Source organism: Desulfitobacterium sp. LBE (assembly GCF_007830365.1).
Lineage (GTDB): Bacteria > Bacillota > Desulfitobacteriia > Desulfitobacteriales > Desulfitobacteriaceae > Desulfitobacterium > Desulfitobacterium hafniense.
In genome coordinates, this window is sequence record NZ_VLKD01000001.1 from 4,747,877 (window position 1) to 4,773,861 (window position 25,985).

At 49.8% G+C, this 25,985-nt stretch carries 24 protein-coding genes and 1 pseudogene; 24 read left to right on the plus strand and 1 reads right to left on the minus strand.

The window, feature by feature from the left end; translation table 11 throughout:
* Positions 1-214 (plus strand): annotated as a pseudogene (locus DESLBE_RS27165) (hypothetical protein); the annotation flags it as partial.
* Here DESLBE_RS27165 and DESLBE_RS22410 read toward each other — a convergent pair.
* A complete protein-coding gene (locus tag DESLBE_RS22410; RefSeq protein WP_058491094.1) occupies positions 130-1,044 on the minus strand; it encodes a Na/Pi cotransporter family protein in 915 nt (304 codons plus the stop codon). The pseudogene DESLBE_RS27165 and the gene DESLBE_RS22410 sit on opposite strands and share 85 nt — an antisense overlap.
* Before the next feature lie 165 nt (positions 1,045-1,209).
* Between DESLBE_RS22410 and DESLBE_RS22415 the strand changes: the two genes are divergently transcribed.
* The 23 genes from DESLBE_RS22415 (at position 1,210) to murF (ending at position 25,948) form a co-directional block, all read left to right on the plus strand.
* Positions 1,210-1,686, plus strand: a complete 477-nt coding sequence (locus DESLBE_RS22415; protein ID WP_058491092.1) for a GNAT family N-acetyltransferase — start codon at positions 1,210-1,212, stop codon at positions 1,684-1,686.
* A 337-nt stretch (positions 1,687-2,023) separates the two neighbouring features.
* On the plus strand, positions 2,024-3,520 hold the full coding sequence (locus DESLBE_RS22420; protein WP_058491090.1) for a TldD/PmbA family protein: 1,497 nt from the start codon (positions 2,024-2,026) through the stop codon (positions 3,518-3,520).
* Positions 3,517-4,842 (plus strand): metallopeptidase TldD-related protein, encoded by a 1,326-nt coding sequence (locus tag DESLBE_RS22425; protein WP_058491088.1) that lies wholly within the window; start codon positions 3,517-3,519, stop codon positions 4,840-4,842. Before DESLBE_RS22420 ends, DESLBE_RS22425 begins: the two co-directional genes overlap by 4 nt.
* A gap of 15 nt (positions 4,843-4,857) precedes the next feature.
* Entirely contained in the window at positions 4,858-5,616 is a 759-nt protein-coding gene (locus DESLBE_RS22430) for a histidinol-phosphatase HisJ family protein (RefSeq protein WP_144678252.1), read from the plus strand.
* A 78-nt stretch (positions 5,617-5,694) separates the two neighbouring features.
* Complete coding sequence (locus DESLBE_RS22435) at positions 5,695-6,366, plus strand: HD domain-containing phosphohydrolase (protein ID WP_058491085.1); 672 nt, start codon at positions 5,695-5,697, stop codon at positions 6,364-6,366.
* A gap of 79 nt (positions 6,367-6,445) precedes the next feature.
* Positions 6,446-7,171, plus strand: a complete 726-nt coding sequence (locus tag DESLBE_RS22440) for a hypothetical protein (protein ID WP_058491084.1) — start codon at positions 6,446-6,448, stop codon at positions 7,169-7,171.
* A 119-nt stretch (positions 7,172-7,290) separates the two neighbouring features.
* Positions 7,291-7,665, plus strand: a complete 375-nt coding sequence (locus tag DESLBE_RS22445; RefSeq protein WP_015945006.1) for a YlbF family regulator — start codon at positions 7,291-7,293, stop codon at positions 7,663-7,665.
* Between the two features lie 169 nt (positions 7,666-7,834).
* Positions 7,835-8,719 carry a MoxR family ATPase gene (locus DESLBE_RS22450; protein ID WP_058491082.1) on the plus strand — a complete coding sequence of 295 codons (885 nt, stop codon included), beginning with the start codon at positions 7,835-7,837 and terminating at the stop codon, positions 8,717-8,719.
* A 14-nt stretch (positions 8,720-8,733) separates the two neighbouring features.
* Positions 8,734-10,068, plus strand: a complete 1,335-nt coding sequence (locus DESLBE_RS22455; protein ID WP_058491080.1) for a VWA domain-containing protein — start codon at positions 8,734-8,736, stop codon at positions 10,066-10,068.
* A 74-nt stretch (positions 10,069-10,142) separates the two neighbouring features.
* Positions 10,143-10,298 (plus strand): hypothetical protein, encoded by a 156-nt coding sequence (locus DESLBE_RS26700; protein ID WP_005809802.1) that lies wholly within the window; start codon positions 10,143-10,145, stop codon positions 10,296-10,298.
* A gap of 132 nt (positions 10,299-10,430) precedes the next feature.
* The gene (locus tag DESLBE_RS22460; protein WP_005809805.1) at positions 10,431-10,601 is read left to right on the plus strand and encodes a 4Fe-4S binding protein; all 171 of its coding nucleotides are present in this window, start codon (positions 10,431-10,433) and stop codon (positions 10,599-10,601) included.
* Between the two features lie 188 nt (positions 10,602-10,789).
* Entirely contained in the window at positions 10,790-11,224 is a 435-nt protein-coding gene (locus tag DESLBE_RS22465; RefSeq protein WP_011460706.1) for a transcriptional repressor, read from the plus strand.
* A gap of 141 nt (positions 11,225-11,365) precedes the next feature.
* Positions 11,366-13,489 carry a beta-galactosidase gene (locus DESLBE_RS22470; RefSeq protein ID WP_058491076.1) on the plus strand — a complete coding sequence of 708 codons (2,124 nt, stop codon included), beginning with the start codon at positions 11,366-11,368 and terminating at the stop codon, positions 13,487-13,489.
* A 359-nt stretch (positions 13,490-13,848) separates the two neighbouring features.
* Positions 13,849-14,046 (plus strand): DUF1858 domain-containing protein, encoded by a 198-nt coding sequence (locus DESLBE_RS22475; RefSeq protein ID WP_005809809.1) that lies wholly within the window; start codon positions 13,849-13,851, stop codon positions 14,044-14,046.
* A gap of 218 nt (positions 14,047-14,264) precedes the next feature.
* Positions 14,265-15,554: a HAMP domain-containing methyl-accepting chemotaxis protein gene (locus tag DESLBE_RS22480; protein ID WP_018306098.1), complete on the plus strand. Its 1,290-nt coding sequence runs from the start codon at positions 14,265-14,267 to the stop codon at positions 15,552-15,554.
* A 13-nt stretch (positions 15,555-15,567) separates the two neighbouring features.
* Positions 15,568-16,953, plus strand: a complete 1,386-nt coding sequence (gene lpdA, locus DESLBE_RS22485) for a dihydrolipoyl dehydrogenase (protein WP_058491074.1) — start codon at positions 15,568-15,570, stop codon at positions 16,951-16,953.
* A 200-nt stretch (positions 16,954-17,153) separates the two neighbouring features.
* Positions 17,154-18,566, plus strand: a complete 1,413-nt coding sequence (locus tag DESLBE_RS22490; protein WP_015945002.1) for an NCS2 family permease — start codon at positions 17,154-17,156, stop codon at positions 18,564-18,566.
* 405 nt (positions 18,567-18,971) lie between these two features.
* Positions 18,972-19,403, plus strand: coding sequence for a division/cell wall cluster transcriptional repressor MraZ (gene mraZ, locus DESLBE_RS22495; RefSeq protein WP_172625480.1), 432 nt, complete (start codon positions 18,972-18,974; stop codon positions 19,401-19,403).
* A 17-nt stretch (positions 19,404-19,420) separates the two neighbouring features.
* Positions 19,421-20,353 (plus strand): 16S rRNA (cytosine(1402)-N(4))-methyltransferase RsmH, encoded by a 933-nt coding sequence (gene rsmH, locus DESLBE_RS22500; RefSeq protein WP_058491073.1) that lies wholly within the window; start codon positions 19,421-19,423, stop codon positions 20,351-20,353.
* A gap of 43 nt (positions 20,354-20,396) precedes the next feature.
* A complete protein-coding gene (locus DESLBE_RS22505) occupies positions 20,397-20,876 on the plus strand; it encodes a septum formation initiator family protein (RefSeq protein ID WP_058491072.1) in 480 nt (159 codons plus the stop codon).
* Between the two features lie 53 nt (positions 20,877-20,929).
* Positions 20,930-22,978: a stage V sporulation protein D gene (locus tag DESLBE_RS22510; RefSeq protein WP_058491070.1), complete on the plus strand. Its 2,049-nt coding sequence runs from the start codon at positions 20,930-20,932 to the stop codon at positions 22,976-22,978.
* A 44-nt stretch (positions 22,979-23,022) separates the two neighbouring features.
* The gene (locus DESLBE_RS22515) at positions 23,023-24,510 is read left to right on the plus strand and encodes a UDP-N-acetylmuramoyl-L-alanyl-D-glutamate--2,6-diaminopimelate ligase (RefSeq protein ID WP_058491068.1); all 1,488 of its coding nucleotides are present in this window, start codon (positions 23,023-23,025) and stop codon (positions 24,508-24,510) included.
* Positions 24,500-25,948 carry a UDP-N-acetylmuramoyl-tripeptide--D-alanyl-D-alanine ligase gene (gene murF, locus DESLBE_RS22520; RefSeq protein WP_144678253.1) on the plus strand — a complete coding sequence of 483 codons (1,449 nt, stop codon included), beginning with the start codon at positions 24,500-24,502 and terminating at the stop codon, positions 25,946-25,948. Before DESLBE_RS22515 ends, murF begins: the two co-directional genes overlap by 11 nt.
* The last annotated feature ends 37 nt before the right edge of the window (positions 25,949-25,985 follow it).

The following is a 25,985-nucleotide window of genomic DNA, read 5'->3' on the forward strand; positions in this document are numbered from 1 at the left end:
CGGAGCGGAGGGCTTGAGCGGTAGTTTTGTCCGCGCAGCTTATGGAGCGACCGGTGTAAATCAAAATCCTGGAGATCAGCTTTTGACAGAGCCTACTATGCTTGCGATACCTGCAAAAAAGAGGCTAACTCAGCGTATCCGCTCCAAAAGCCGGGCCGCCAGAGGCAGAAAAGGCATGGCAATGAGAGAGGACAGCACATTGAAAAGGGTATGAGCATTGGCAACCTGAAGACTGACAGGCCCCCCGAGCCATTGCAGGAAAAGAGCGAGTGGCGTTAGGAAGGGAAAGAAAATAAGTGCACCGAAGAGGTTTAAAAGGACGTGGAAGAGGGCTACCCGCTGGGCCGCCCGGTTAGTGGCCAATGAGGCTATGACAGCTGTAAAGCAGGTGCCGATATTGGCTCCGAAGATAAAGGCGATGGCTGTAGGCAGGGTAATGCAACCGTCTGAAGCGAGTATCATGACGATTCCCGTGGTAGCTGCTGAGGAGTGGAGGACGGCAGAAAGCAGAGTGCCGGCGATGATCCCCTGGAAATGGTGATCCCCCAATTGATGGAGTAATTCCTGCACCCAATCCACCTCAGCCAAAGGAGCCATACCGCTTTCCAAAAGGTTTAAGGCAAGAAAGAGAAAACTTAAACCTAAGCAGGAAAGGGCCAGATAGCGCCAGCGCTGAGGAAAAAAAAGATAGCCTAATCCACCTATTAAAAGGGCATAGGGAATCATCGGTTCCAGGGGTAGGGCCAGCAGCTGGGTGGTCACAGTCGTACCTATATTGCTGCCTAAGATCAGCCCTAAAGCGTTGCGAAAGGAAATAAGGCCGGAATCGACAAAAGAGACGGCCATAACTGTCAGTGCCGTGCTGGATTGGAGTACAGCTGTTGCCAGGGTTCCGCTCCAGAATCCCCGCCAGGGGGTGGCGGTCATTTGATAGAGAAGATTGCGGAAGGTGTCACCGGCAAAGGCTTGAAGTCCATACCGCAGAATATGCATACCATAAAGGAGAAAGGCAAGCCCCAGGGTTAAGGCAAGGAGAATGGTCAAGATCGCGGCCTCTCCTTTCTTTTATAGAGTCTGCATTGATAGGGTCTACATAGCCCGCTTAAGGAATCTCTTCGAGGCATCCATAAATTATATGGGTAAATTTTCGTTAGCAGAACAGGAGCATCTCTTCCCGGAGGAGCGTAAATTATCCCAAGGGGTGATGGTATGCTCATTCGCCAGGGAACGGTAAAGGACTGGCCATTTATGTATGAACTAGCCAAGAGGGTTATTCCGGTGAATATTTCGCCATGGCGTCAGCAGCCCATGGAAGAGACCATGAAGTATCGGATCAAGATGCTGAAAAACTTCTGGACATGGATCAATCAAAGCGGCTCTAAGGTGTTTATTGCTGAGATGGAGCAAGAAAAGCCGGCAGGCTTTTTAGTTCTTTATCCCAATGCTGTGGAAGAGCTGACGGGATTACCTCAAGGATGGGTTATGGATATTGCGGTTCTCGAAGACTATCGCAACCATGGCATCGGCAGGGTTCTGATGGAGGCCGCAGAAACCTATTGCCGGGAGCAAGGGATTGAATATCTTGGTTTAGCAGTTAGTTCTCATAACGTCCAGGCCGTAAAATTATATCAGAGCCTTGGTTTTGCGGAAGAGCGGAAGCTCATGGTCAAGGTGCTTAAAGATTAAAAGAAAAAATGCAGGGAGATCAATAGATTTCCTTGCATTTTCCGGCATATGAGACTTACAGATTTTCAGGTTTCCACACTTCCACACTGCTGATCATATTTGTTTGCTTAGGCAAAAAAAAGCTTGCGACAATCAGCCGCAAGTGAAGTAAAAGAGAGGAGTGGGGATAAAAAATTGGAAAACGTGAGACTATCTTCATTGTGTCCCAGGAAATTTGCCAATATACATGTAGGGTAAAATTTTTTGGTGCGAAAAGTAGCTCAGAATTTCATAATGAAGATTATGTTCAGCAAGGACAGTGGTATAATAGAGAAAAGCTTGTTAATGGAGGAATAGTGTGGATCAGAAAGAAATATCAGACATAGTGCAAAGGATCCTGCAGGATGGCCCCCAAACCCAGGAAGGTGGTTATTGCCTTGTGCGTGCTCAAGCGAGACGCGAATGGTCCCTAAGGCTTAACAATGGGCGCTTTGAAAGAGTGTCTACCGCCAGAGAGAGGGGAATCGGCGTTCAGGCCTTTACTCCGGAAGGAGCCTCGGGATTTGCTTCTGTGGATGCTTTGACGGTGGAGGCGGGAAGGGAGGCTATGAAAAGGGCGATGTCCCTGGCCGAACATAACGCTAAATTAGGAGCAGAATTAAACCGCACCATCTACGACGCTTCTCCTTTAAAGGCTGAAGGTCCCAATCCGGCCAAGCTGGAGTTTGCTCATTTTTCCTTAGCTGAATTGCAGGAACAGGTGATGTTTTTACATAAGCGTTTGCTGAATCGAAGTCCGGAACATGCCTGGCAGACCAGTTATCGTCAGGTGGAAGATAGTTGGTGTATCGGGCGGACCGATGGAACCTTAGTGTCCTATGTAGTCCCCCGGGCCGTGCTGATGCATCAGGTGACGGTCAGGGTGCAGGGACGGGCTAAGAATGCCCTTGTACAACGGAGCGGGGTGGATGCCGGGCTCCTGATTTTGGAAAAAGAGGATTCCGATCTGGAGCGAAGAGGGGTTGAGCGGGGAGAATTTGCCAAGCAGGTCTGTGTGGCTCCCCATTTGCCCAGCGGTCATTATCCGTTGATTATTGATTATGGATTGGCCAAGGGGCTGGCTCATGAGGCTTTTGGACATGCGGTGGAGTCGGATCATATGCAGGAGTCCGTGCTGGGGGAAGTAGGGAAGCTGAGAAAAGGCCTGCAAGTAGCCCGTCCCGGGGTACATATTATCGATGGTCCTTTAGAGGGGGATTGGGCCTATCAGCCTTTTTCCGCTAATGGTCTGGTACGGGAAACGGTGGAGATCGTGAAAGACGGCGTGCTGCAAGCAGGCTTAGGCGATATCTTTTCAGCCCATAAGGCCGGTATACCTGTCTCAGGGGCCGGAAGGGCGGAAAGTTATGGACATATTCCTCTGCCGCGGATGACCAATATTCGTTTGCTGGTGGATCATGTCCTTCCTTTAGCCCCTACCTCCGATTTGATGGCAGAGATCTCCCAGGTGCGCCAGACCTTGATGGCGGCGGGGGAGCTTCATGATGAAGGAAAACATCTCCTGCTTTTAGGGTATCGGGGAGGTCAGGTTAACCCGAAGACCGGTGATTTTGTCTTTCAATGTGATGGAATCGTCGATGTGGCTGATCCCAATTTAACCATCTACCAGCCCAGCATTTTTAGCGGTAAAATTCTTTCGGCGTTGCAGGCTATTCGGGCCGGATTGGGCGGGGGATGCTTTGACGCTATCGGAACTTGCGGTAAAGGCGGACAATCGGTTCCCTCCAGCGGCGGCAGTCACCGTTACCTCCTCCTTGATCAGGATGAATATGTGACATTGGGGGGAGAGCAATGATGAAACTTGTGAAACAGCTTGAGGGATTCCTCCAAAGAGCCAAAAAGGAACCCTTAAACGATGAATTAAGAATCCGGGACTGGAGATTGATGGTTCAGGAAGCCAGGCTTATCTCCCTGGGAATTAAAGAAAACTCCCTGGGCAGTGTCTACACTCCGCCCAGCAGCCGTCAAGGAGAGAGTGGAGAAGTCTATATTATTTGGGAGGATGGACGATTAACCCAGGCTCAGGTCCAAACCCCTCCTCCCCATGAGGGAAACGCATATTGGCAGAGTCAGCTGGAGGAATGGCGCCAGGGTGCTTACGAAGATCCGGGGGGAGCGGATATCCCCGCTCCTGAGCCTTTGCCATTAGTAACAGTAGAGGACCAGGGAATAGAGAGGATTTTGGCCGGTGAGGATGGAATTCTCTTCGAGCAACTGGCCAAGCTGCTGGGTGACACTCCCTCAGGAATTCATCTCAATGCCGGTATTCAAGCAAGCTGGGGGTATCGGCACAATCGGAACTCCCATGGCTTAGCCGTCAGCCACCAGCAGTCCCAATATGCCCTTTCTTATTCCTTTGACAGCTTGGTAGGGGCAGGATTTGCCAAGCGCAGGCTGATTCGCCCTGAAGAATGGGAAATTCTTTGGCAGCGAACCCTGGGCTATTATGAGGCATTGCAGAAGGAGTCTTCCGGGATTAACGCCCAAACTGCAGTGGTGTTTTCACCCAGTGTTGTCGGTGAGCTTTTGGGGCAATTTATCTACCCAAATCTTGTCGGGCAAACCATCTTGGAAGGACAAAGCGCTTTTAAAGTCGAAGATTTTAAAAATCATCAGCTGGTTTTTCATGAAGATCTGAGTCTCTATGTGGATCCTCTCCGCCCTCTGGAATGGAGTTCTTATCTCTTGACGTCAGAAGGAGTGCCGGCTAAGCAAACGGTACTGATTCAACGGGGAAGCCTGCACAGTCCCATCCTGCGGATGAAGGACGCCAAAGCCTGGGGAGCACCTCCCACAGGTATCTCCTACGGAACCTCAGGACTCTATCTTAAGTCTGCTCAGGAGAAGCCCTGGGAAGAGGTGCTTGAGGGGATTGAGGATGGAATTCTGATTCTCTCTGTTTTAGGGATGCACACCCAGAACAGTGTTTCCGGGGATTATTCCCTCAGTGCCCCGCAAAGTTTGCGTATCCTGAAGGGTAAAATTGTTGGCAAACGGGATGTGAAGATCAACGGGAACTTCTTTAGAGATTTGGCTGGGGCTGAGACCCTCCTGGGGAAAGCTGAGATTGAGCTGAAGCCTTATCTTGTGGTGAAGACCGGTGTGCAGAATAGTTGAACGGAGGACCAAGGGATGTTGGATATGCATGTACACCTTACCGGTCATGGGGATCGTTTGGCCACGGCGGAAACGATACGGGAGTTCCTGGATCAAGCCCGGAGGGTGGGTCTGAAACAGATCGGCTTCGCGGATCATGATGTTTATTATAACGAGCTGAATCTGCCGCTGATCCGGGAAGTGGCTGAAGAGTATCCTGATCTAAAGGTTGCTGTCGGCCTGGAAGTGGATTATCGACCGTCAGATGAGGGGAAAATCAAAACCCTCTTGGAGCAATTTCCTTTTGACTTTGTCATAGGCTCTGTTCATGAGCTGAATGGGTGGGCTTTCGATTATCCTGAGGAGGAGGCCGTTCATCGTCAGAAAGATCCGGATGGGATGTATGAGGAGTATTTTCGTTGGGTGGAGATGGCGGCTGCCAGCGATCTTTTTACCACCATGGGTCATTTCGATCTCATAAAGCTTTTTGGAGTCCGGCCCCGGACGGATATTCTTCGTTTAGCAGGCGGGGCATTGGCGCAGATTCAAAAAAAGGGGCTGGTCATCGAGCTTAACACCGCCGGACGGTACAAACCGGTAGGTGAATATTACCCTGAGGTGAAAATCATTCAAGAGATTAAGCGTCGCGGCATTCCCATGACCTTGAGCTCAGATGCCCATAGAGCGGAGCATGTAGGACGTGATGCCGGGAGGGCTGCCCAACTTCTGAAAGATTTGGGGATAAAAGATATTATTGGATTTGACCATGGACAAAAAGAATATTACCCGCTGTGAAAGCTGAGCGGCGGCAGTGGGCGGAATGGGGCAGGAAACCTGCTCCCCTGTTCCGGAATGGCGGAAAGGAAATCATGTATGTACGGTAATGAAATACGACAGCTGCTCACGGACTTGGCGTGGGTGGATGATATAAGCTATTACCATAGCTTAAGGGTAGGCTACCTGATGAATCGTTTCGCAGAAACGGACATGGGAAAGCAGTTTGTCAAGCAGGCTTGGGTTACACGAAATGAATTTGTGGCGACAGGACTTTTGCATGATATCGCCAAACTCCGCTGGCCCCTAGAAATACTTCTTTCCGGTGAACGTTTAAAAGATCTCGAACGGGAGGCGCTGCTTAGACTATGGGGCTATATGGTCGAACATCCTCTCGTCTCCGAAGAGATTGTCATGGACTATTATAAAAGGACCGGCAATCGTTTCTGGGAGAGGATTGCCAAAGGCGTGGTATCCCATCACGAGAACTATTCCGGAGACGGCTATCCTTATCGCTTGAAGGGCACGGAAATTCCCTTACTGGCACGGGGGGTGCGGGTTTTCGATCATTATGTCAGGGATGTTGAGGTCCGCCGGCATAAAAATAAATCCCAGGACCCCGGTGCAGTCATTAAAGAGATGCGTTTCATATTGGGAATCCATTTTGATCCCTATTGGGGTGAAAAAATATTGGACTATTTGGAGACGACTCCCGTCTTTCCGGCTAACCTTGATCAATGGTTGGACGAGGAATTAAAGAAGAATTTTTAGCCTCGGTAAATTCTCGGGATAGAAATCCTGATCCGAAGCCAAACTATGGAAAACATAGGATCAGGATAGGAGAGAGTGTATGCCGTGGATGGAATTAGCTTTAAATCCCTTGGGAGATTGGGATGAAGAAGGTTTGACCGATTGGGCCGAAGCTTTGGGAGCGTTTTTAACGGAGCGGGGAAAGGAAATCAAGACCTCCTTACAGCTGCTCCCTGGATATCAGATTCTGCGCATGGGGGAAGAGCAGAGCGCGGGGGAGCTGCTGATTAGTTCCTCGGAACGATTGATCGTGATGATGGGGTTAACAGTCAAGAATGCTGGTGAACGTGAATTTGCGGAAATGGTCACCCGCTTTGCCCGGCAAATGGGAGCGATGGCTTTGCGAGCGCCGATAAACTATGTTGCTGAGAAGGAGTTTTGGCGGGGGCTTGGTGCTCAGGATGTTCTGGAACCCTCTCTTTTGCGGGAGGAGATTCAAAAGGAAAAGGTAGGGGTAGAGCCTTTATATAAACAAAGTTTGCTGGTGACTTACAAAGATAAACCGGCACTATGTCTGGAGCCGATTTTCTGTACGGCACGCCCCAATGGTCCGGTGAGTCTGGCAGCCCGGAGGCTGGAAAAGCTCCTCGGCGAAGGACGCCCCATCGGCTTTGCCAGCCGGGTATCGGCCTATTCACCCTGGGAATTCGAAAGAAGGAAATGGGATGATCTTCTGGCCTACAGCCGCCTTCAGGCTTATGAAGTGCTGGAGCAGCTCATTATCCAAAGCCTTCCCCTGGAATATTCTACGCCTTTTAACGGCTAGTACTCATCAGGCAATATGAGTTTTAAGTGTTACAAAGTATGAGGCGAAGGATTTTATGAGGTGGTTATTGAATAATAAGAGAGTAAGGTTAAAGCGGAAGAGGGAGAGGGGTTGGGAAGATGTCTATTTACGAGACAGCCCAGCAATTGGCTCAGCAAATCAAAGAATCTGATGAGTATCGCGACTTTATCGTCGCCAAAGAGTTGATGAAAGCTGATGAAGGCCAGTACAAAATGATTCGCGATTTCCAGATGAAGCAATTTGAAATCCAGCAAGCACAGCTTTTTCAGCTGGATATCTCACAAGGCAAGCAGCAGGAGCTTGAACGTCTATACAGTTTGTTAAGTCTTAATCCTGCGGCCCGGGAGTACTTGGAAGCAGAATTTCGTATATCGCGCATGATTAATGATGTACAGAAAATCATCGGGGAAGCCATCATTGATGTATTGCCCCTGGGCTTCGAAGATAATGACCAGCCACAAATATTGGCTTAGAAGAGCGCATAGCTGCACATATCTGCAAATTATAAAATCCGTAAATTCCTTGGGGGAGCTGCGGATTTTTTGCTAAAATAACTAAAAAGTAAAAGTTTCACGAGAAGATTTCTGAATTTTCATAATGTTGGTTTCGTGCTATGATGGATACTATGGAGGAGGAGAGCTCATGAAATTGGATATTTCGCTGGATCAATTTGAACAGGAATTGACAAAACAAGGCTATATAACGGAGAAAGAGGATCGAATCGCCCTCACAGCCTATCTAGCCGCCCAACTGGAAAAACCGATTCTGGTGGCCGGACCCCCTGGTGTGGGAAAGACGGAAATTGCCAAAGTGTTGAGCCAGGTATTTGCCGCGCCTCTTATTCGTCTCCAGTGTTATGAGGGACTTGATGAGAACAAAGCTCTCTATGAATGGAATTATCAGAGGCAGCTGATCAGAATTCAAATGAGAGAGGAGGGTCTTAAGGAAGAGGACTTATTTGGGCTGGATTACCTCTTGCCCCGCCCCCTTTTGCAGGGACTGATGAGTGATGAATACACCATATTGCTGATTGATGAGATCGATAAGACCGATGCGGAATTCGAGGCTTTTTTGCTGGAGGTTTTAGGTGAATTCCAGGTAACGATTCCCGAAATGGGAACGGTCAAAGCGAAAAGGCGTCCTTTTGTAATTTTAACCACCAATGGTGAACGGGAATTATCTGACGCCCTCAAACGGCGCTGTATCTTTCTCCATGTCAATCCCCCCACCGTGGAGAAGGAAGTGAGGATTCTCCGTACCAAATATCCTGAGTTACCTGATAAATTGGCCTTTCAGGTGGCTAAGGCCGTCGGTATTCTGCGGGAGCGCCTGGCTTTGCAAAAGCTTCCTTCCATTGCCGAGACCATGGATTGGGCCAAAGCTTTATTGGTCATGGGGAAAACGGAGCTTGACCCTGCCTGGGTAGAGGCTACTCTGAATCTGCTCCTCAAAAGCAAGGAAGATCTGGAGCTTTTCTATCGGGAGATGGGAGCAGAGCGGCTTATCTGGGAGACGAAAGGGATGTAAGGGGTGCGTCTTTAGTGCAACGAAGTGAATTGGATCGTCATCTGCTGGAATTTATTGGCCTTCTGCGTGAAGGGGGCATCTCGGTCAACCTCACTGAGTTTCAGGATGCGCTGCAGGGGTTAACCCTCATCGGCATGGAAGATAAGTCCCGGGTAGAAGGGATTTTGCAGAGTACTTTGGTAAAATCCGTGAATCAGCTTCCCTGGTTCCAAGAGGTCTTTCGTGTGTTCTTTGCCCCGCCTGAGGCCAAGTCCGCCTGGCAGCGGAAGGCTCAGGAGAAAGCGGAGAGCTGGAAAAAAGGAGTGGCCCAGAGCCGGGAGGAATTGCGTTTTCAGGGCGAAGAGCTGAAGTTCTCCGATGAACAGCTGGCAACGTACATGAACCTTCCGGAAGCGGAAAAAGAGCGGTTGAAGCAGTTTCTTGAACGGTCAGAAGAGGGGACGAGAAATGGGATGCAGCTGGATCACTCTTTCCAACCCATGGTGGAAAAAATGCTTCATGGCTCCCTGGAATACTGGAAGCGCAAGCTGGGAGAAGATTTTCCAATTACACCTCCGGGGCAGGAAGGGTTATTGAACGAAGCCCAGCGGGCTATGCGCCAAAAGGAAATGCATTATCTGACTAAGGATTTGAAAGATATCCCCCCGGAGGAATGGCCTGAGGTCAGTAAATTAATCCGCCGCTTATCCCGCAGGCTTGCTTCTCAGGTCTCCCGCAGACTGGGTCAGGGAAAACGGGGAAGCCTGGATATGCGGCGCACCGTCCGGGAAAATCTGCGTTATGGAGGAGTCTTATTAAAGCAAACCTATCGTAAACGGCGCAAGGGTAAGCCCAAATTTGTGCTTGTCTGCGATATGTCGGGCTCCATGTTGAAATATACGGAGTTTATCCTGCAATTTATCTATGGTTTAACCAGCTTGGTTTCCGGAATCGAGACCTATGTCTTTGCCAGCCATTTGGTTAATATTACCTCTAAGCTGAGAGGCGCTCAAACTTTTCAGGGGATGCTCAACACTTCGATGACGGATTTAGTGGGGGAATTTGGCGGGGGTACCAATCTTGCCGTGTCTCTGGAGGAACTCCATGAGCATTATGGTAGTTCCCTCAGCCGCCGGACGGTGCTCTTCATCCTCAGTGATGCGCAAACTCTTGAAGGGGAAAAGGCCGCCGTCTATTTAAAGAAGACCCGCGGCAAAGTCAGGGAGATCATCTGGTTGAACACCTTACCCGAGAAACGCTGGAAAGATGTCAGAGCCATCGAGCTTTTTCAACCTTATTGCCAAATGTTTGAATGCAATACCTTAGGGCATTTGCAGGATATCCTGAAGAAATCAACCGGGTTTGTTTAAACCCTGGATTTGTGAGGCATACTATAGGTGTAAACACATCGTTCATAAGCTCACAAACTAGGAGGTTAGTCAGGGTGTTAGAAAAATGTCGTTCCTGCGGATTTGAACATGAAGATTTGGACAGAGTGCTTTTTCGGAGAAATCATGTCAGCAATCGGATGCTGCCCTATTGCGCCCAGTGTATGAGGAGACTCTATCAGGTTCCTTATCGGCCGGATCGGGATCTCTAAGGTCCTGATGGTTGGGGATGCAAAATGAATAAGTTTTTCTGAGCTGGACAAAATATTGGATTACATATTGCCTAACTTTCTTTCTTTATGTTATAGTGACAATTGAGAATGGGGAGAAAGGGGTTGTATACAATGGCATATGTAATTAATTCTGAGTGCATCAGCTGCGGAGCTTGTGAAGCAGAATGTCCAGTAGGTGCGATCAGCGCCGGAGATGATCTTTACGTCATTGATGCCGATACTTGCACTGATTGTGGTTCTTGTGCTGGAGTTTGCCCGACTGGCGCTCCAAATCCAGCTTAATTCATGTTCTTAAAAAGGGAGTCTTTTGACTCCCTTTTTAATTTATTCAGCCGAGCTGATGATAAAAAGTGGTTCACTAGGACTAAAGTCCTAATTTTAAAGAAATATTGTTTTTTTATCTTGACAATTTATATATTTTTCATTAAACTAAAAATAATAATTATTTTAAAATGCAAGGAGATGAGTTCATGACTGCCATCGAAATTCTTAAGCAGCTTAAGGACAAAGGGGTACGATTTACTCCCCAGCGTCAGGCTATTTTAGAGTTTCTTTTAGGTACGGATACTCATCCGACAGCTGAGGAAATCTATCATCATGTCAAGGCGAAGTTTCCCGGTGTAAGTTTGGGAACTATATACAATACCTTAAACATGTTGAAAGAACATGGACATATCTTGGAGCTTTCCTATGGAGATATGTCAAGCCGTTTTGATGGGAATCCTAGCAATCACTACCATGTGGCGTGCACTGAATGTGGGAAAATCGTCGACTTCCATCGTCCTCTGCTGGAATTGGAGAGAGAAGTGGGTTCCCATACAGGCTTCCAAGTCCATGGACATCGTCTTGAGTTCTATGGGGTCTGTCCCCAATGTGCGGCGCGGGATATAAAAAAGATGAATTAAACGATAGTCGATTGATTAAAGTCTGGTCATGGATCGGGCTTTTTTTATTGTGCGGATTGTTTTCATAGAGGGATTCCTTGAAGGAATTTAACGGACCATCTAGAAATTAAGAACGAACAAAAGGAAAGGTTTACACCGACTATGTTTAATAAACGTCTTTACTTATTGGTTTTGACTTTTGCTATAGCTCTGGGACTGTTGATTTGGAATTGGAATTCTACACCTGGGGTGTTCCTGAAAACCTCCTCTTTTTTAGCCAGCGTTGACCGCTGGGAAATGGACCTGGGAGGGCAGTGGAAGATTTACCCTTCCTTGCGCCAAGCCTGGATTACGGAAACGGAGCAGGAAGGAAAGGGGATCGACTCGCCGATCACAGGCGGGGAATATGGCTATCTTCCTTCAAGCAAGGAATTTCAAGTGGCGCTGAAAACCTTTAAAATCCCGGCTGAATGGAATGCCCGCAGCATTATGCTCCAGATCAATGGAGTATATGGCCATTGTGATCTTTATCTTAACGGGATGGAAAGTGCCCATCGCATTGGCAGTATAGTCGGCGAGGGGGGGAGCGAGCGTATCCAGATTCCTGTCACAGCCTTAAACCATGGTCAGGATAATTTGCTCCTGCTGGAACTTTCCGCACCTTCTTCTCAGAAAGCCACCTTTCTGGGCTCAGGCTATCCGGATAAAGGCAGGATTACCGGGCGCATAGCTTTACAAGCAGTTATGGAGACCAGTCTTGAAAACCCGCGCACTCAGGTGACATGGGAAGATACTATGGCCCGGGTTCAAGTTGATTTTCAGCTCAGTCATCATGGGTTTTCCGAATATGGACCATGGACTGTTCAGGGGATAATTTCTGATGGCTCTGCAGAGATTGCTCAAGCCGTAACTCAAGTTCACTCCGATGAAAGCCCTGTGCAGAATGTGAGCCTGGCCTTTCAGATTCCTGATGGACATCTTTGGAGTCCGGAAGATCCTTATCTCTATCAAGTGTATTTGACTGTAAGCAACTCGCGGGGTGATCGTGACGATATTGCCTTTGCGTTGGGGCTTACATCTTTGGCATATCAGGATGGGCTGTTTCTTTTGAATGGGAAGGAATTGCCCATTAAAGGGCTGGCTCTGTCACCGGAAAAAGAGGCTGAACTGAGAAATCAAGGCGATATTGAAGCTTGGCTTAAGGAGTGCAAGGAGCAAGGTTATAATCTTATTTACTTTCTCGGCCAGCAGCCGGATGAGTATTGGCTGCTGGAAGCAGATCGAGCGGGGATAGGGCTGTGGATAGAGCTGCCAGGCAGTGCCATGGTTCCGGCGCAACGTCTTCCCGAGCCCAGGGCGTGGGGGGAATGGGCGAAAATAGCCAGTCTTCACCCCTCGGTATGGGCTTATACTTCCGGAATCGGTTTGGAGTACAACTCCCAGTCCCTGGTAAAAGCCTATGAGCAGGAAGTCAGCTCTGTAACGGCGCCAATCCCCACTTTCAACTTAAATCTGACCGATGAAGAATCAAGGGTCGGATCTTGGGGAGAAATTCAGCAACCTCAAGAGACTCAAGGAAGCCGAGGGGGATTATGGCCTGCAGAAAAGTGGGTCAGTGTGATCTGGGCAGTCTTTTTGGTCATCGTAGCCTGGTCAAACCTGGCGGCAGTGAACTGGCGATACAAAGAGCTCCAGAATAAGAAGCCTAAACGTGCCTTGCGCATGGCGTGGTTCTGGCAGGGCTTGGCCATGATTACCCGGCAAATGACCCTGGCCGGTATACTGACGGCCCTTCTTTTTAACACGGAGGTTCCCTGGGCGCAGTGGGTTCCCAATCAATGGCCGTTATGGGAAGGAATAAGGATGCAATCCCCCTGGTTGATATGGGTGATTTTGGGCAGTTTGTTTTCTTTATTGCGTTTGCTGCAAGTGGGCGTGGTGGCGCCGCACCTGCCTGGGGCTCCTGATACCAAAGGCTTGGCGGCTTGGCTGGAAAGAAGGTACTTCTGGAATTGGACGGTGGGTGTGTTGTGGGCCTTGCAGGCCTGGGGGATACCCCGCTCAGTGCCTTTCTTGGTCTATATGGGCTTTAACTTTCTTTTCCTCCCTCTCAAGGTTCGGGATGTCCATCGTATTGGCGGTGGTTATGCCGCTTTTCTGTGGGTGCCTGGTATCATTCTCCTGATCGCGGCGGTGGTGGCTGCTTTCCGCTGGGAAGACATCCTCTATGCCGTCCATATGGTTCAGCAGTCCAATTGGCTGAGGCTGATCTTGTTTGATGGCTGAAAGCGAGCCGAAAGCCGAGTCTCCAGGATTTTGCTTTACAGCGGTCGCTCCATAAGCTGCGCGGACAAAACTAACGCTCAAGCCCTTCGCTCCGAAAGGTGCCCCGCCAAATCGCTCCATGCTCAATGGCGGGTTGGAAACGTCCTGTTTCCAACCTTTCTCCGCTGCATGCTCTTCGCGAAGTTTTGTCTCCGCTCGCTTAAATCCGCTCTCTGCTGTAAAGCAAAATTCTTGGGCTGCTTTTCGGGCTTGAAGCGGTACACCACGGACATAAAAAGTTGAACAAGTAAGCAAAATAAGTTATAATAAATCCGACCATTTTAGTGAGAATTGTAAGAGGGAGTTAGGAGGTTTTGGCTTTGATCACTAAGGACATGACAGTGGGTCAGGTTTTACGCAGCTATCCTCAGACGGTGCAGACTTTTCTGGAATTAGGCATGCATTGTTTAGGATGCCCTTCATCCACGATGGAAAGCATTGAAGGAGCAGCACTTACCCATGGCAAGAAACCGGATGAGCTGGTAGAGAAGCTGAACAAGGTGATTGCAGCGAATTAAATAGATAAGTATAGGTGGAAAAGGAGAACCTATTTTGTGTTGTGCAGAATAGGTTCTTTTTGTAGGGAAGAAGGTAGGCGTGCCGGAGGGAAGACCCTGGAATTATTCAGAAATTTTAGTTAATTTAAAAGGAATAAGCAAATTCAAAGAGAATCATTTAGACAAAAGAATAAGAAAAGTCTGGGATAAAATCACCAGATCTATGAGGGGGTATCTCAATGAGCCTTGTGATGAATGGCTCCGAGGATTTAAAGCAGGTTAGCCTTTTCAAGTATATCGGGCAGACCTTGAAGGTTGTCATTCCTTCAGTTGTCGTGATAGCCGCGGTGATTCAATTTATTCTGAAACTACCTCAGTTTGAAATGTTGGTGGTTTGCGGGGGGTATCTGATAGCGGGTTTGGGGATTGCTGTAGCGGCTTCTTTTCGGAATTATAATCGTTTTTTAAAGCCTATTCAGCAGATGGAAATCGGGATATTGCAGGTGGCGGAGGGTGAGCTGAACACGCAAATTCAGGTTACCAGTGCGGAAATGGCGGCAGTGACCCAGGCGTTTAATGCGATGACGAAAAACTTCCGGGAGATCATTCATAAGATCAGAATCATGGCCAATGAATGGGTTGAGTCCATTGATGAGCTTTCCGCAAACTCGGAGGAGATAGCGGCTAAGAATGAAGAAGTCAGCCAACATATAGCGGGAATGTCCAATGGGATGGCCCAGCAAAGAACGGTTATCTCCCGGGCCATGGATTCCTTCAGGGCCCTGCAGGATACTATTCAGATTATTGCGGAGCGAGCCCGTTCGGTGGCCCAGGAAGCAGGTATTTCTCAAGGAAATGCCGAAAAGGGATTGGATGGTCTATCGGGAATTGTCCAGGCTATGCAGGATACCAATACCACGGTGGATGAGGCCTCCGAGCGTATCAAGAATTTAGATGAGCAATCCCAGCAAATTGTTTCGATTACGGCGACCATAGCTTCCATTGCGCGTCAGACCAATCTTTTGGCTCTCAACGCTGCCATCGAAGCAGCCAGGGCCGGCGAGCATGGCCGGGGTTTTGCGGTAGTAGCTGATGAGATTCGCAAGTTAGCGGAAGGGGTATCGGTCTCTACCGATGAGGTAGCCGAGATCACCAATGGTATTCAGGAAACCATTACAGCCACGGTGGACGCCATGAAAGTGGCCGATTCGAAAGTGGAGAATTCTTTACAACAGACCTTGGCGGCCCGGCAGGCTTTGGAGATTATTGTGAAGTCCACCAAACAAGTGTCCAGTGATATTTCGGAAATTGCCGCTTCCGGCGAGCAAATCTTAACTCATATGGAAGGGGTCACCAATCAATCCCAGCAAGTAGAATATATCGCGGCGGAAGCCGAAGTGTCCACAAGGGAGATCGAGCAGGCTTCGGCTGAGGTTGCGGCAAGTATGCAGAATATTGCCGGGGCTGCTCAAAGTTTGGTAAGTATGGCTATCGAACTTAGAGAACAGGTCGCGGGTTTTAAGGTATAGGGAGGAAGAACTAATGGAACAGTATCAGGTTGGCATCTTAGGCGGAGGTCCCGGGGGCTATGTCTGCGCCTTACGCGCTGCCCAGCTTGGCTTATCCGTCGTTTTGGTTGAGAAAGAGCGTTTGGGGGGGACCTGTCTGAACAAAGGATGCATTCCCACCAAGACCTTGGTCAAAAGCGCGGAGTTATGGCGGGAAATAAAGCATGCCGAAGAATTCGGCATTCAGCTTGGGGGCGCGTTGCTCCATTACCCGCAAATTGCCGCAAGGAAAAAGGAAGTGGTCAATACCTTAGTAAGCGGCATTGAGCAGCTCATGAAGGCGAAAAAGATTAATGTGCTGAAAGGGTGGGGAGAGGTAAAAGAGGCCAATCGGATTGAAGTCACGACCGAAACGGGCAAAGTTGAGCTTCATGTGGAGAATTTGGTTTTGGCCACGGGATCCATCCCGACCAGGATTCCTGTACCCGGTGTGGACCTCCCGGGAGTGGTGACCAGCGAAGAGCTTCTCGAACAGGAAACTCTTCCCGATAGCCTGGTGGTCGTCGGCGGTGGCGTGATTGGTTTGGAGTTTGCGTCCATTTACCACGAATTTGGCGTCAAGGTTAGTGTGGTGGAAATGCTTCCTGCTCTTCTTCCCAATATCGATGAAGAGATACCCAAACGCTTAGCTCCTTTACTGAAAAGAAGCGGGCTGGAGATTTTAACGAAGGCTTCTGTAAGAGAAATCAAACCTAAGGAAGAGGGTTTGGTGGTTATCGTTGAGGATGGGAAGGGCTTGAAGGAGTTGCCGGCCCAACAGGTGCTTTTGGCTACGGGCAGAAGACCGAGTCTCAGTGGCATCCATGGGGATGCCTTAGGACTTGAGCTGGACCGGGGAGCTATCAAAGTCAACTCTCAGATGCAAACCTCAGTCCCCAAGGTGTATGCTCTTGGGGATGTAGTGGGTGGGGCGATGCTTGCCCATGTAGCCTCCATGCAGGGGATGGTGGCGGCTGAGCATATGGCGGGGCAGCAGGTTAGTATGGAGGGAAGGGCGATACCCAGTGCCATCTTTACCTACCCGGAGATTGCCGCTGTCGGTGAGACTGAGCAGGCTTTAAAGGCTTCAGGCCAAAACTATAAGGTCAGTAAGTTCCCTTTCAGTGCCAATGGCAAAGCCTTAGCCTTAGGGGAAATCATGGGATTGGTGAAGCTGTTGGCTGATGAAGAGGGAGTGGTAATAGGCGCCAGTATCATGGGACCTCAGGCCAGCAGCCTGATTCAGGAATGTGTGCTGGCCGTGGAGAAAAAGATAAAGGCTGAAGATCTGGCTAAGATCATTCACGCTCATCCCACTTTGCCGGAGGCCATTATGGAGGCCGCTCATGGGATTTCGGCAAAGCCTCTGCATCTGGCCTAGTAGTGAATCAAGGGGACAGGTCCCGTTTTTCAAATTTGAAAAACGGGACCTGTCCCCTTGATTCAAGAAAATATCCGAACGAAAGAAAAAAGCTGTAGACTAATGTTCGGAAGTAAAGTATAATACATTCATTAAATGCCGTTGCAAGTCTGTTTATGACGAATAATGGCAAAGATAACAATAAAACAGGAGGAATCAGAGTGGAAAATTTCTTCAAACTTAAGGAAAACGGCTCCAATGTCCGCACTGAGCTCGTTGCCGGACTCACTACATTTTTCGCAATGGCCTACATCATCATGGTCAATCCGGCTATGCTTTCTCAAGCGGGTATGCCTTGGGGTGCAGTATTCCTGGCTACGATTATCGCAGCGGTTATCGGAACATTAGTCATGGGTCTAGTTGCTAATGTACCTTATGCCCAGGCGCCAGGTATGGGGCTTAATGCTTTTTTTGTTTTTACAGTTGTCTTTGGTCTTGGCTTTACTTGGCAAGAAGCATTAGCCATGGTTTTCTTATGCGGTCTTATTAATATTTTAATCACAGTGACAAGCATTCGGAAAAAAATTATTACATCCATTCCTTTAAGTCTGCAAAATGCTATTGGCGGCGGTATTGGTATTTTTATTGCTTATATCGGTATTAAGAATGCCGGCTTGCTTTCCTTTACCTCCGACCCCGGAACTTATGTTCAACTGGGTGAAGGCGGAACGGTTATCGCAAGCTCCAGTGCTGTTCCGGCCCTTGTTACTTTAAATTCTCCTTCCGTACTTCTGGCTATTTTAGGCCTCGTTCTTACAGTTATTTTGCTTATTCGCAATGTTAAAGGCGCTATTTTGATTGGTATTATTGTGACAACTCTGGTCGGTATTCCTTTAGGTCTTACTCATATGGGTTCCTCCATCAGCTTTAGCGGTGCTCTTGCTGAACTGCCGCAAACGTTTATGGCAGCCTTCGGAAATCCCGGACTTGTTTCCCTCTTCAGTGATCCGGCTAAGATTCCTCTCGTTCTGGTCACAATTTTTGCTTTCAGTTTATCTGATGTTTTTGACACTATTGGTACCTTTATCGGCACCGGCCGCAGTTCAGGAATTTTCTCCGAAGCCGATCTGAAAGCCATGGAAACCAGCAAAGGCTTCAGCTCCAAAATGGACAAGGCCCTCTTTGCCGATGCTATCGCTACTTCGGTAGGTTCCCTCTTTGGGACATCCAACACAACCACTTATGTGGAAAGCGCAGCCGGTATTGGAGCCGGTGGACGGACCGGATTAACCAGCATCGTGGTCGCTGTTCTCTTCGCGGCCAGTGCTTTCTTAGCCCCGGTGGTCAGTGCGGTTCCTGGTGTAGCTACTGCTCCAGCTTTAATCATCGTCGGTATCATGATGCTTTCTTCCTTTAAGGAGATTAAATGGGGAGATTTAAGCGAAGCCATTCCTGCTTTCTTTGCCGGTATCTTCATGGCTTTTTGCTACAGCATCTCTTATGGTATTGCCGCCGGCTTTATTTTCTTTTGCATCGTCAAGGTCTTCAAGGGTGAGACCAAAGAAATCAGCCCGGTATTGTGGATCGCCACTCTGCTCTTTGTTCTTAACTTTATTCTTTTAGCCAGAATTTAATTTGAATCAAGGGGACAGGTCCCGTTATTCACTAGCCCGGAGTATTCCTTCCAGGCAGTGAATGATGGGACCTGTCTTTTGGCGTTTTTTTCGGTCAAATTCCCAAGCGCTTGGGAATTTGACCGGGAGTTTTCTCAAAAAGTGGAGACACCAGGGCTTGAGGCCGGAAACTCATGCCCCTGGTGTTTTTAGCATTTTTGTATAGGATAAGGGAAAATTACTGCGGGATTCAGGCTGAAAAACGGGACCTGTCCCCTTGATTCCTTCAATAGGACTTTCTTCCCATTTTTCGGTTTTCGCAAAAAAAGCTCTTAAGGCAAGAAGGAAAATCCTCATTAATGGAGAATAAGTGGGGTAAAGTGGGTTGAAGTGGGGCAAAGTGACGCCGCTGTGGGGTGACGAAGTATGTTCATGGGGGAATACCTCCATACGATCGATGGAAAAGGCCGGCTGATTGTACCGGCAAGATTCCGGGAAGCCTTAGGGGAGCGGTTCATCGCCACCAAAGGCTTAGATCACTGTCTCTTTGTCTACCCATTGGACGAATGGAAAGTGCTCGAAGAGAAATTGCGGGCCTTACCTTTTACTCAACCTGAAGCACGAGCTTTTGTCCGTTTCTTTTTTTCCGGGGCTACTGAATGCGAGTTGGATAAGCAAGGGAGAATTCTTTTGCCGGCTAACCTGCGGGAATATGCTCAGCTTGATAAGGATACGGTCTTGGTGGGCGTCTCCTCCCGTGTGGAGATTTGGAGTCAGGCCCTTTGGGCAGACTATTCCCGTCAGGCTGAAGATGCTTATGCCAGTGCTGCAGAATCTTTGGTGAACCTGGGAATATAGAGAAGAGGTCGAATGGTTTGGAATTTCATCATGTCACAGTTTTGCTCAAAGAAACGGTGGACGGGGTTGTCAGGGATCCTTCGGGCACCTATGTGGACTGCACCTTGGGGGGAGCGGGGCATAGTGGTTATTTATTATCGAAGCTGAGTGAAACAGGAAAGCTGGTGGGCTTCGATCAGGATCCCTTAGCCATCAAAAACGCTCAGGACAAATTTGCGGGAGACCCCCGGGTTTTTCTGGTTAACCGCAATTTCGAAGGGTTGGAGGAGTCTCTTCAATCTCTGGAACTTCTTCCCGTTCAAGGTGTCCTTTTTGACCTGGGGGTGTCTTCCCCCCAACTGGATGAGGCTGAACGAGGGTTCAGCTATATGCAGGATGCGGAGTTGGACATGCGGATGAATCCGCAGAATCCACTGTCTGCGAAGACTTTGGTTAATGAAGGGAAAGCTGAAATGCTGGCTGAGATCCTCTGGAAGTATGGAGAGGAAAAATGGTCCAAACGCATTGTGGAGTTTATTGTGGAAGCCCGTAAACAGAAATCCATCACAACTACGGGTGAATTAGTGGATATTATCAAAAGAGCGATTCCGGCAGGGGCTCGCCGGGAAGGGCCTCATCCTGCGAAGAGGACATTTCAGGCCCTGCGCATAGCCGTCAATGATGAACTGGGGGTCTTAGAGAGAGCTCTGGACCAAGTGATACACTGTCTGGCTCCGGGAGGAAGGGTAGGAGTCATCACCTTTCACTCTCTGGAAGATCGGATCGTGAAAGAAACCTTCAACTCCTGGCTGGGCCGCTGCACTTGTCCGCCGGTTTTTCCGGTTTGTCAGTGCGGCGCGAAGGCAATGGCCCGTTTAGTTCATCGCAAACCGATTCTGCCCAGTCCCCAGGAGATTGAAGCCAATCCCCGGGCACGAAGTGCGAAGTTAAGAATTGCTGAAAAGCTTTGATTTGGATTTTTTGAATTCTAAAGAGAACGGAGGAGGAATACCTTTGGTATTAGCGCAGGAAAAAATTGAATGGGAACAGCCCATAGAGAAGAAACCCCGCAAAGCAAAAAAACCTGTCCATAGGGAGAAGCCCCGTTCTCACTGGAAAAGTGTACTTATCTTGAGTTTAGTGGTGGCCGTAGCGACAGTTTTTGCCGCGGAAACCATTAATCTGACGGTGGTCAAGGGAGCACAAATCCGGGCGACCCAGAAGGAGATTGCCGACCTGAAGGCCAATAACGATCTTTTGCAAGCCCAAGTGGATAAACTGCGATCGGTAAGCCGGATTGAAAGTGCTGCACTTGCCATGGGCATGGAAAAACCTGCGGGAACGGTCTATGTGGCTGGAACCTTGCCTGTCGCCAAGACTGAAATGGGCGTCCAGTCAACACCGGCCAAAGCGGAAGAGGTCGTTAAAGAGCCTTCCGCTTTGGAACAGATTTCGCAGAAATTTACAAGCTTTTTTGCTTCCACGCAACGATAAACGATCAAAGGCGGTAGAGTTTGCTGTGACGCCCTAGAATAGGGGGTGGGACGATGAGTCCTTATGTCGTCATGCGCAAACGTATCGCCTTTCTTTTTTTCTGTGTCAGTGCTTTTTTGGTGGTGCTGATTGTCCGACTGGCCTTTGTGCAATTGGCTCAGGGGGCGATTTTAAGCGATAAGGCTGATGAAAGCCATTATCGGGGGGTTCCTGTAGCAGCCAAAAGGGGAAATATTGAGGATCGCAACGGGGAGGTGCTGGCCATGAGTGTCAGTACTGAAACTGTGTATGCTGTGCCTGCCCAAGTTCGTTCCTCCGGCAGAGCGGAGGAGATCGCCCATGCTTTGTCCGGCCTCTTGGAGATGGGACCGGAGCAGGTTATGGAAAGAATAACCAAGCGATCGGCTTTGGAATATGTCAAGAAAAGGGTGACGGCAGAGGTGGCGGCTCAAGTCCGGGCCTTAGAGCTGCCTGGGATTGGGATTACTGAGGATAGTGTGCGTTATTACCCCAACAGCACCTTAGCTGCACATATTATTGGCTTTGCGGGGATTGACAACCAGGGGTTAGAAGGAATAGAGTTGACTAGGGATTCCGAGTTGAACGGAGTCCCGGGTGCCGTATTGACAGAGTTTGCTGCCAATGGTATCCCTTTGCCCTTTGCCAATCAAATGTATGTTTCCCCGAAGAATGGCAATACGGTGCGTCTGACCATTGATAAAAATATTCAGGCTTTTGCGGAGCGGGAACTGCAGAAACTGCTGTCCGGACAAGGGGATAATATGAATGGGCAGGTCCCCAAGAGCGCTTCTATCCTGGTTATGGATCCCAATACCGGGCAGGTTCTCGCTCTTGCTTCGGCACCTACCTATGATCCGAATTATTACAACAACTATGATCAGAGTACCCGGCGCAATATTGCGATTCAAAACGGTTATGAACCAGGGTCCACTTTTAAGATTATTACGTTGGCGGCTGCCCTTGAGGAAAAAAAGATCAGTCCCCAGGAAGGTTTTTTCGATCCGGGGGGAGTGACCATTCTGGGCAAGACCGTTCATTGCTGGAAGCATGGGGGTCATGGCAGCCAGACCTTTACTCAGGTCGTGGAAAACTCCTGCAACCCGGGGTTTGTCGCCATGGGCCAGCGCCTGGGTATAGATAAATTCTATGAGTACCTGCATGACTTCGGCTTTGGTCAGAAAACGGGAATCGAGATGTCCGGTGAGGCTGTAGGAATTTTAGCCGGGAAGAAGAGAGCCACGGCCTTGGACCTTGCCACTATGTCGATTGGGCAAACCAATAATGTGACGGCCATTCAGCTGCTGACGGCGGTTTCCGCGGTAGCTAACGGCGGGACCCTGATGAAGCCCCAATTGGTGAAAGAAATCGTCGGGCCTGCGGGGAACGTGGTGGAATCCTTTGAACCTCAGACCGTGCGGCGTGTGATCAGTGAGGGTACTTCGAAAACGGCCCGGCAGATGCTGGAGTCCGTGGTCACCAACGGCACGGGGTACCGGGCCTTTCTGCCCGGATACCGGGTGGCAGGCAAGACCGGGACCGCCCAAAAAGTTGCCAATGGGGCGTACATACAAGGGGAATACATTGCTTCCTTTATTGCCTTTGCTCCGGCGGATAACCCCAGACTGGCCATCCTTTGTGTGATTGATGGTGTGCCCTTTTACGGGGGCTCTGTGGCGGCTCCGCCGGTAAGAGGGGTGCTGCAGGATTCTTTGAAATATTTAGGTGTGGAAATGGATCTGAAAGCCCCTCTGACGCTGGGCAAACCCCGTCTGGATATGCAGATACCTCCTGTAAAAAAAGCGGTAACGGTTCCTTCGGTTCTGGGGCTGACCCTGGCCGAGGCCGAGAAGTCTCTGCGGCAAGCCGGTTTTACCGTCCTGACGGAGGGCAGTGGAACGGTTGTTCAGGACCAAATTCCTCATGGGGATTCTAAAGTGGAAGAGGGATCCTCGGTGCTGCTCTATCTTGGTTCCGAGGCGGGAGCACCCACTTCAGGCAACTGGTGGGCCGTGGAAGAGGAAGTGGATATCGACATAGAAACCATGCTGCAAATGCCCTGGCGGCAGCCCTTAAGCCAATGATTGCAATAGATTTTTACTGTCTATAATAGAGTTGAAAGGTAGTGATGAGGGTGAAGTCTGTTCGGAAAAGACTCTCAGAGATTGCATCCGGAATTGAAATTGTGAATCATGTTGGAGATCAAGATACTCTGATCCAGGGGATGGTTATGGATTCCCGCCAGGTTCAGCCCGGAGACCTCTATGCCTGTGTACCCGGAATGAATGTGGACGGCCATGACTTTGCAGCCCAAGCCATTGCTCAAGGGGCAGCTGCCTTACTGGTGGAACGGATTCTCCCTCTTGATATCCCTCAGCTCCAAGTGAAGAAGGTGCGGGAGGTTATGGGAAATCTCGCCGCCAACCTCTATGATCATCCTGCCGCTAAATTGGAAGTGGTGGGGGTAACCGGTACCAATGGGAAAACCACCATTACCTATCTTGTGGAGAGTATTGCTGCAGGGGAAGGTAAGAAGGTGGGCTTAATCGGCACTTTAGGAGCCCGCATCGCGGGCAGGGAACTGCCGGGAAACCGGACCACCCCGGAGGCTATTGATCTCCAGAAGCTGCTCAGGGAAATGGTGGACGAAGGGGTTCAATTGGCTGTCATGGAAGTCTCTTCCCATGCCTTGGTTTTCGGACGGGTGACAGGGTGCGAATTTGACGCAGGTATTTTCAGCAATTTGACACAAGATCATTTGGATTATCATAAAACAATGGAGGAGTACCTCCAGGCTAAAGCCCAACTTTTCAGCGGCCTTACCGGGGTTAAAGAACCTAAGGTGGGGGTTGTCAACGGGGATGATCCGGCTGCAGAGACCTTGATCCGGCTTTCTGCCGCTCCCGTGGTGACCTATGGAGTTAACGCCGATCCTCTGGATTACCGGGCGGAGGATATCCGGCTGACTGCTGATGGAGTGAAATTCACGGTCCGTTTTAAGGGCGGAGGGTCGCAGGTGGAATACTCAACCCCCGGCATGTTCAGCGTGTACAACGCTCTGGCTGCTTTTGCCTGGGGGGTGGAGAGCGGAAGAAGCCCCCGTCAGGTTTGTGAAGCCCTGGCAGCGGTCCAAGGGGTCCCGGGACGCTTCGAAAGCGTGCGGATGGGGCAGCCCTTCCAGGTCATCGTCGATTATGCCCATACTCCGGATGGTTTGGAGAATGTCTGCAAAACGGCCCGGGAGTTCACCCAAGGCCGCCTGATTACGGTGTTTGGCTGCGGCGGGGATCGGGATAAAGGAAAGCGGCCCCAGATGGGAGCCATTGCCGAGGAACTCAGCGATCATGTGATCGTTACTTCAGATAATCCCCGTACCGAGGATCCCCGGCAGATCATCCGGGACATTCTGGAGGGTATCGAGGGAATCGATTATACTGCTAATGTGAACCGCCGGGAGGCGATTGAATGTGCCTGCCTGCTGGCCAAGGAAGGGGATACGGTGCTGATTGCCGGAAAAGGCCATGAGGACTATCAGATCATCGGCAAGGATGTGTTCCCCTTTGATGATCGGGAAGTAGCCCGGGAAGCCTTAAGGAGGCTCGGTTATGTGGGATAGCCAAAGGATTGCCGATTTGGTCCGGGGGGAATTGACAGGTGATTCCCAGGTCAGGGCTTCCGGCTGTTGTATCGACAGCCGGGGGGTCAAAGCAGGTGAGATCTTTTTTGCCTTAGTGGGCGAGCGGACGGACGGACATGATTATATTGAGGGGGCCTGGCAGAAAGGCGCCTCGGTGGTGATCGGGGAGAAGGAACGGTTGGAACACCGCCGGGAAGTCCGGGTTCCTGAGGGCAAAGCCCTGATCCGGGTGGAGTCCGGCCTTGCCGCTATGCAGACCTTGGCTCAGGCCTGGCGTAAGGAGCTGGGGGCCAAAGTGGTGGCCATCACAGGCAGCAATGGGAAAACCACCACCAAAGATATGGTAGCGGCGGTCTTAAGTGAAAAATACCGCACCCATAAAAATTCAGAGAACCAAAACAATGAGTTGGGCCTTCCTATGACTATTTTAAAGGCGACCGAGAATACGGAAGTTCTTATTTTAGAGATGGGCATGCGCGGATTGGGGCAAATTGCTTTTTTATGTGATATAGCCTGCCCGGATATCGGTGTTATAACCAATATTGGCACGACCCATATGGAGCTTTTAGGTTCACAAGAAGCTATTGCCCGGGCTAAGTGGGAGCTGATTGAAGCCCTTCCTGAGACAGGGAGCGCCGTCCTCAATGGGGAGGATGAGTGGAGTGTGAAGCAGGCTGAGCATGACTCACATCAGACCTTCTTCTATGGTCTGGAAGGGAGATTCCACGAGCCCGATCTGCGGGGAAGGTCTCTGACACCCTTCGGTACTCTGGGAACCTGCTTTCAAGCGGAAATGGGACACGGGGACAGGTCCCTTGTCCCACTAGGAGAAAAGCAAGCCGCTTCGTCGGTTACGGTTCGCCTGCCCCTGCCGGGAGAGCATAATGTGCTGGATGCTCTAGCCGCCCTCAGTGTCGGGGTTCTCTTGAATGTATCCCTGGAAGAGGGATGCCGGGGGCTGGCTGCTATGGAACTATCCAGGATGCGCCTGGAGCTTCAACCGGGACCAGGGGGCAGCACCTTAATCAGTGATGTCTATAATGCCAACCCGACCTCGATGAAGGCCTCCCTGCAGGTCTTAAAGGAAAGAGGGGGGGAGTCCACTGTGGCCATACTGGGAGAAATGTATGAACTGGGGCAATCCTGCCGGGCGGGGCATTATGAAGTGGGGCAGACGGTAGCCGACCTGGGAATCTCTGAACTGATCACCGTTGGTCCGCTGGCTGAGGAAATTGCTCGCGGAGCTTTGGAAAAGGGGTTATCACCCCAAAGGATTCATTCTTTTCCTGAGCGCGAGGGGGCGATCAAGAAAGCCCGGGAGTTGCTGGCAGGTTTAAATCAAGGCACCTGGGTCTTAATCAAAGCTTCTCGTGGTATGAAAATGGAAGAAGTCACAAGGGCACTTCGCAAAGATTAGTGTGTCGCTATGCTGAGAGTAAAGGAAGGAATTAATC

Bases quoted from the DNA above. Each gene is read 5' to 3' on its own strand.
- DESLBE_RS22415 (WP_058491092.1), top strand. From the start codon at position 1,210: ATGCTCATTCGCCAGGGAACGGTAAAGGACTGGCCATTTATGTATGAA.
- DESLBE_RS22425 (WP_058491088.1), top strand. From the start codon at position 3,517: ATGATGAAACTTGTGAAACAGCTTGAGGGATTCCTCCAAAGAGCCAAA.
- DESLBE_RS22430 (WP_144678252.1), top strand. From the start codon at position 4,858: ATGTTGGATATGCATGTACACCTTACCGGTCATGGGGATCGTTTGGCC.
- DESLBE_RS22435 (WP_058491085.1), top strand. From the start codon at position 5,695: ATGTACGGTAATGAAATACGACAGCTGCTCACGGACTTGGCGTGGGTG.
- DESLBE_RS22440 (WP_058491084.1), top strand. From the start codon at position 6,446: ATGCCGTGGATGGAATTAGCTTTAAATCCCTTGGGAGATTGGGATGAA.
- DESLBE_RS22445 (WP_015945006.1), top strand. From the start codon at position 7,291: ATGTCTATTTACGAGACAGCCCAGCAATTGGCTCAGCAAATCAAAGAA.
- DESLBE_RS22450 (WP_058491082.1), top strand. From the start codon at position 7,835: ATGAAATTGGATATTTCGCTGGATCAATTTGAACAGGAATTGACAAAA.
- DESLBE_RS22460 (WP_005809805.1), top strand. From the start codon at position 10,431: ATGGCATATGTAATTAATTCTGAGTGCATCAGCTGCGGAGCTTGTGAA.
- DESLBE_RS22465 (WP_011460706.1), top strand. From the start codon at position 10,790: ATGACTGCCATCGAAATTCTTAAGCAGCTTAAGGACAAAGGGGTACGA.
- DESLBE_RS22470 (WP_058491076.1), top strand. From the start codon at position 11,366: ATGTTTAATAAACGTCTTTACTTATTGGTTTTGACTTTTGCTATAGCT.
- DESLBE_RS22480 (WP_018306098.1), top strand. From the start codon at position 14,265: ATGAGCCTTGTGATGAATGGCTCCGAGGATTTAAAGCAGGTTAGCCTT.
- lpdA (WP_058491074.1), top strand. From the start codon at position 15,568: ATGGAACAGTATCAGGTTGGCATCTTAGGCGGAGGTCCCGGGGGCTAT.
- mraZ (WP_172625480.1), top strand. From the start codon at position 18,972: ATGTTCATGGGGGAATACCTCCATACGATCGATGGAAAAGGCCGGCTG.
- DESLBE_RS22510 (WP_058491070.1), top strand. From the start codon at position 20,930: ATGAGTCCTTATGTCGTCATGCGCAAACGTATCGCCTTTCTTTTTTTC.
- DESLBE_RS22515 (WP_058491068.1), top strand. From the start codon at position 23,023: ATGAGGGTGAAGTCTGTTCGGAAAAGACTCTCAGAGATTGCATCCGGA.
- murF (WP_144678253.1), top strand. From the start codon at position 24,500: ATGTGGGATAGCCAAAGGATTGCCGATTTGGTCCGGGGGGAATTGACA.